General features: G+C 62.7%; 5 protein-coding genes. 1 reads left to right on the top strand and 4 read right to left on the bottom strand.

Translation table 11 applies throughout. The features are described 5' to 3' along the window. The first annotated feature begins 250 nt into the window (after window positions 1–250). Window positions 251–973 carry a hypothetical protein gene (locus WA702_RS20090; RefSeq protein WP_425112292.1) on the top strand — a complete coding sequence of 241 codons (723 nt, stop codon included), beginning with the start codon at window positions 251–253 and terminating at the stop codon, window positions 971–973. A gap of 78 nt (window positions 974–1,051) precedes the next feature. On the opposite strand, the gene WA702_RS20085 is transcribed toward WA702_RS20090, so the two are convergent. From WA702_RS20085 to WA702_RS20070, 4 genes are all read right to left on the bottom strand, one after another. Beyond that, on the bottom strand, window positions 1,052–1,429 hold the full coding sequence (locus WA702_RS20085; RefSeq protein WP_425112291.1) for a hypothetical protein: 378 nt from the start codon (window positions 1,427–1,429) through the stop codon (window positions 1,052–1,054). Window positions 1,430–1,518: 89 nt separating this feature from the next. Beyond that, window positions 1,519–2,592: an alpha/beta fold hydrolase gene (locus WA702_RS20080; protein ID WP_425112294.1), complete on the bottom strand. Its 1,074-nt coding sequence runs from the start codon at window positions 2,590–2,592 to the stop codon at window positions 1,519–1,521. Window positions 2,593–2,913: 321 nt separating this feature from the next. Continuing rightward, a complete protein-coding gene (locus WA702_RS20075; RefSeq protein WP_425112290.1) occupies window positions 2,914–4,455 on the bottom strand; it encodes an acyl-CoA synthetase in 1,542 nt (513 codons plus the stop codon). 124 nt (window positions 4,456–4,579) lie between these two features. Continuing rightward, window positions 4,580–5,596: an acetyl-CoA C-acetyltransferase gene (locus tag WA702_RS20070; protein WP_425112293.1), complete on the bottom strand. Its 1,017-nt coding sequence runs from the start codon at window positions 5,594–5,596 to the stop codon at window positions 4,580–4,582. Between the last annotated feature and the right edge of the window lie 53 nt (window positions 5,597–5,649).

Below are 5,649 nucleotides of genomic sequence, written 5' to 3'. Positions count from 1 at the left end.
TCTTCCTCCTCGGCCGCGATCGCGACCGCCAGGATTTCGCGCTCGCTGAGATCCGCAAAATTTTTCATGGACTTAGTCCGGTGCTCCAATTTAGAATAATTCTAAATAGATATAGGTGAGTGGGGCGGCGAGGTCAAATCGCCGTTGCCGAAACCGGTGCGATACATTTCCTGCTGGCCGCCGCGCCGACATGGAACTCAGCCAGCCGTTTCGTCGTTCGCGTTCCGTCGTTTGCTCTCGAGAGTGTGTCATGGACAACGTCAAATATCGCTTGAATGACCCGCGGCTGGCGCCGCGCCGGACCAAGCTGGAGATTCCGGGCTGGTCCGGCGAGCGGAATCCCCGGACTGATGGCTCGCATGAGCAGGTCTGGCACTGCGTGCCGTTCTCGGAGGGCGCTCAATACGGCATTGAGCTGTTCTATCCCTACGATTTCGAGCTTCGTGTCAGCACAGTGGACGGCAAGCTGACACTGTCCGCCGACTGGGGCGATCCGCCCGCCTCGGGCGCCGCGTGGCCGCCGTTTCGCAATTTCGGCGACAGCTTCTACACCTACCAGATCCTGCTTGATCTCAAGGGGCCCAAGGGTTTCGCGATCCGCACCGAGCCGCATCCGCGATTCTACACCGACCGCACCGACACCGTGCCGGTGGCCGTGCCGGCGCTGATCCGCAATTGGTGGCCGATGCTGTTCTTCTGCGTGTTCAAGTCCCCGGCGGAAGGCCGCACCCACATTTTCCGTCCCGGCGAGCCGTTCGCACAAGTGATCGTGATCCCCGAGGAAGCCAACTTCGCCCTGGAGCCGATGGGGGAGGAGGAGGCGGCAGAGCGCGAGCTGCAATCTCGTCGTATTCATGCGAGCCGGCCGACGCTCGCGAAGGGTACCGAGTGGACCTCGTCGACCGACACCGTATTCGACGGCACCTACCGCCATCTCCATCGCGCCGCAAAGGACAAAGCGCGACAGTCCTGACCGGTTTTCGATCAAATCAAATGGAAAGGCGCCGATCTCAGAGATCGGCGCCTTGTTTCGTCACACCCTACGTCGCGCTCAGTAGCGATCGAAGTGGTGATGATGGTGGTGATAAAAGTGGTGATGGTGGTGATGGTGCCAGCGATGCGGGCGCACCACGATGACGGGACCACGGCGGAAATAGCCGTGATGGTGATGATGATGATAAAAATGGTGGTGGTGATGATGATGATGGTAGAATTGCGCTACCTGGACATTGCCCTCGGCCGATTTTGCCGGCGCCTGTTCATCGAGCGCTTGTAGCACTTTCGCCGCGTTCGGGATCGGCTCGAGCAGGTCGGCATAGGAATTGGCCTGCAAGACATCGGTCGTACTGGGTGCCGGCGCGGCCTGGGCCGAGCTGAGCGCGCCGACGGCGGCGACCGCGCCCAACAATCCTGCGATTCTCTTATCCATAAAGTCTCCTCCACATGAGCATTGCCCGAAAGCGAACGCCAGGGGAGAGGGTTCGTTCCACGCCGGGCGCGCCAAGCCGGCCGAAATGCTCATTCTGTCGATTTGTTCAGGAAGCGCAGCAGCAGCCGATTGACAGCTTCGGGCTGCTCCTGCTGTACCCAATGGCCGGCGCCGTCGACCAGCTCGCACAGCGTCATGTTGCTGCAGGCGCGCGTCTGCATTGCTTCCAACGCACCGGCGCGCTGATAAGTCCCCCAATCCTGCTTGCCGGAAATGAAGGCCGAGGGCACATCGATGGGCCGGTCCGACCAAGCCTGCAACTCGGCATCGAACGCGCCGGATGTGCCACAGCGATACCATTGCAACCCACCCTGGAATCCGGTGCGCCGATATTGGGCGCTGTAATAAGCGAGCTCGCTGTCCGGCAGCCAGCGATTGGCTGCTATCGCCGCCGCATCCGGCATTTCTTCAGCTACTGTCTCCGCCATGGTCTTGTCACGATCCATCACGTAATAGGTCGGCAGCTTCGCCAGCTCCGCCGCCGACCATGCCCTGAGCGGATAGGGCCTGTTGCCGGCCCAGTCCGCGCTCTTGTGGTGATAATAGCCGCGCAGGAAATCGTGCAGGCCCTGCGGTGCGCCGTGCATGTCGGCATTGGCTTCGCGTGTCGAATAGTACCATTGGTAGTGCTTGCGCGGCCGCGGCAGCGCGGCGAGCTCGCGAAGCACGGCATCGTCCTTGGGCGGTGCGGGCGGCTTGTCGACGGTATCGAACGGCAGCGCCGGCGGTCCGGGAAACGGTGCGCTCATCATCACCACGGAGCGAAAAACGTCTGGGCGGATCAGTGCACACCAGGCCGCGACCGGGCTGCCGAAATCATGCCCGATCACCGCGTCGACATGCCGATAGCCGAAAGCTGAGATGAGCCCGAGCGCGTCGCGCACCAGATTGGGAAACCGAAACGGCGCGAGATCGCCATCATAATCGGCGCTCCAGCCGGTGGTGCGGCCATAACCGCGCTGGTCCGGCGCGATGACGTGGTAACCGGCCGCGGCCAGTGCCGGCATCACCTTGCGCCAGCTATAGGCCAGTTCCGGAAAGCCGTGCAGCAGCAGCACGCAGGGCCGTCCTTTGCTCTCGAAGCCGGATTCGAGCACGTGCATCGACAGCCCGTTGCTGTTGTCGATTTGGCGCGAGCGGATGGACGGTGGGAGAGGAGTTGGCGAAAGGGACTCAGTCATGGCCGCGTGCTCCTATGCACCCTCCCCTTGTGGGAGAGGGTGGCAGCCTCAAGGCGATGCAAGGCATCGCCGGGAGGCTGCCGGGTGAGGGGTTTCTCCGCACGATAATTCTAACATTGCGGCACGAACCCCTCACCCAAATGAATATGTCGTGGCCAATTGTGCAGCCCTCTCCCACAAGGGGAGAGGGCGCAGTCATGAACAGCGCGATAGTCCCATGCCGATCGGCGGCTACGAATGCCGCTACACCATCGCCTTCTTCGGCCAGTAGCGCTCTCGCAAATGGCGCTTCACCAGCTTGCCGGTCGGGGTGCGTGGCAATTCGGCTTCGAAGTCGACCGAGCGCGGGCATTTGATCGGCGACAGGCGCTCGCGGCAGAACAGGATCAGCTGCTCCTCCAGCGCCTTGCCCGCGCGCGTCATGTCGTGCGGCTGCACCGCCGCCTTGACCTCCTCGCCCATCTCCTCGTTGGGCACGCCGAACACGGCGACGTCGGCTACCTCGGGATGGGTGATCAGCACGTCCTCGGTCTCCTGCGGGTAGATGTTCACACCGCCCGATATGATCATGTAGGACTTGCGGTCGGTGAGATAGAGGAAGCCGTCGCCATCGAGATAGCCGACATCGCCGAGCGTCGACCAGCCCTTGTCGTTATAGGCCCGCTTGGTCTTCTCCGGATCGTTGTGATAGGTGAAAACAGGCGCGTCGGCGAAATACACCGTGCCGATCTCGCCGGTCGGCCTCTCCTGATCATCCTCGCCAAGAATCTTGATCTTGCCGACCACGGCGCGGCCGACGCTGCCGCGATGCGCGAGCCATTGCGGCGAGGTGCAGACGGTGACGCCATTGCCTTCCGAGCCGGCGTAATATTCGATCAGGATCGGTCCCCACCAGTCGATCATCCTCGCTTTGACGTCGACCGGGCAGGGCGCCGCGGCATGGATCGCGCCTTTCAGCGAGGAGACGTCATAACGTTGTCGCACCTCGTCGGGCAGCTTCAGCATGCGCACGAACATGGTCGGCACCAGTTGCGACTGCGTCACCTTGTGCCGTTCGACCAGTCTGAGGAAATCCTCGGCGTCGAAATGCTCCATGATGATGGAGGTGCCGCCGAGCACGATTGCCATCATATTGAAGCGCAGCGGAGCTGCGTGATAGAGCGGTGCCGGCGACAGGTAGATGCTGTCGGCGCCCATGCCGCACATGTCGGCGCAGAGTATTTTCAGGAATTTGTTCGGCTCATCGATCGGAAGATTCTCGAACGCCTTCTTGATACCCTTCGGCCGGCCCGTGGTGCCGGACGAATACAGCATGTCGTAGCCTGCAACTTCGTCAGTTACAGGCGTGGTCGGCTGGGCGGATGCTTCCTTGTCCCAGGAACGGAAGCCGGCTTCCGGCTCGTCGAGCATGAAGAACAGCGGCGCGCCGGGCTCGCCAGTCACGATCTGCCGCACCTGCTCGGCACATTTCGGCGAGGTGATGAAGAGCTTGGCGCCGCAATCCCTGATGATATAGGCGATCTCGTCCTTGGTCAGGTAGCGGCTGATCGCGGTGTAATAGAGCCCGGCACGCTGCGCGGCCCAGGCGATCTCCATGAAGGCGAGCCGGTTCTCCATCAGGAAGGCGATGTGGTCGCCAGCCTTGAGGCCGAGCGCGCGAAACAGCTGCGCGCCCTGGTTCGACAGCTCATCGAGCTCGCGATAGCTGATGGCCTTGCCGCTGCCCGCCATCTGGTAGGCGATCTTGTCGGGAGATTGGCGAGCGTAGATGGAAGGGTGGGTCACGATTCCCCCAGAGCATGGCGAATGGCGAATAGGGAGTAGCGAATAGGGAATTTAGGCCGTGACGAGAGCGAGCGCGCGCAAATCCTCGCGATCTACTCGCTACTCGCCACTCACCATTCGCCCCTTACAGCCTTTCGACGATCGTCACATTCGCCATGCCGCCGCCTTCGCACATGGTCTGCAGGCCATAGCGCTTGTTACGTGCCTTGAGCGCGTGCACCAGAGTCGTCATCAGCTTGGTGCCGGAGCCGCCCAAGGGATGGCCGAGCGCGATCGCGCCGCCGTTGACGTTGAGGCGGTCGGGATCGGCGCCGGTGGTCTTGAGCCAGGCCGTCGGCACCGAGGCGAAGGCCTCGTTGACCTCGAACAGATCGATGTCGTCGATTGTCATGCCGGCCTTCTGCAGCGCGCGCTGGGTCGCCGGCAGCGGCGCTTCCAGCATGATGACGGGATCGCCGCCCATCATGGTCATGTGATGGATGCGGGCAAGCGGCTTGACGCCGAGCGACTTCAAGCCGCGCTCGTTGACGACCATGACGCCGGAGGCGCCGTCGCAGATCTGGCTGGCGGAGGCCGCGGTCAGCTTGCCATTCTCGGCGATCAGCTTGACGCCCTTGATGCCGTCGAGGCTGACATCGAAGCGGATGCCTTCGTCGATATGATGGGTGTCCGTCGAGCCGTCGGCGCGCGTGATCGTGAGCGGCACAACCTCGTCCTTGAAGGCTCCTGCCTGGGTTGCGGCGATCGCGCGCTGGTGGCTGTTGTAGGCGTATTCGTCGAGCTGGTCTTTGGAGAGGCCGTATTTCTCGGCCATCATCTCCGCGCCGGTGAACTGGCTGAACTGGATGTTGGGATACTTGGCCTGCATGGCCGGGCTCATGTAATGGCCAAAGCCGTTCTTGGCCGGCAGCGACGAGGAAAGGCCCATCGGCACCCGCGTCATCGACTCCACGCCGGCCGCGATCACGCAATCCATGGCGCCGGACATCACCGCCTGCGCCGCAAAGTGCAACGCCTGCTGCGAGGAGCCGCATTGCCGGTCGATCGAGGTGCCGGGCACGCTCTCGGGCAGCTTCGAGGCCAGCACCGCGTTGCGCGCGACATTGGTGGACTGCTCGCCGGTCTGCATCACGCAGCCCATGATCACGTCTTCGACCTGGTCCGGCGCGGCGCCGGCGCGCTCCACCAGTGCAT

Origin of the sequence: Bradyrhizobium sp. (genome assembly GCF_049798375.1) — a bacterium.
GTDB lineage: Bacteria > Pseudomonadota > Alphaproteobacteria > Rhizobiales > Xanthobacteraceae > Bradyrhizobium.
This window is presented reverse-complemented; position numbering and strand designations above follow the sequence as displayed.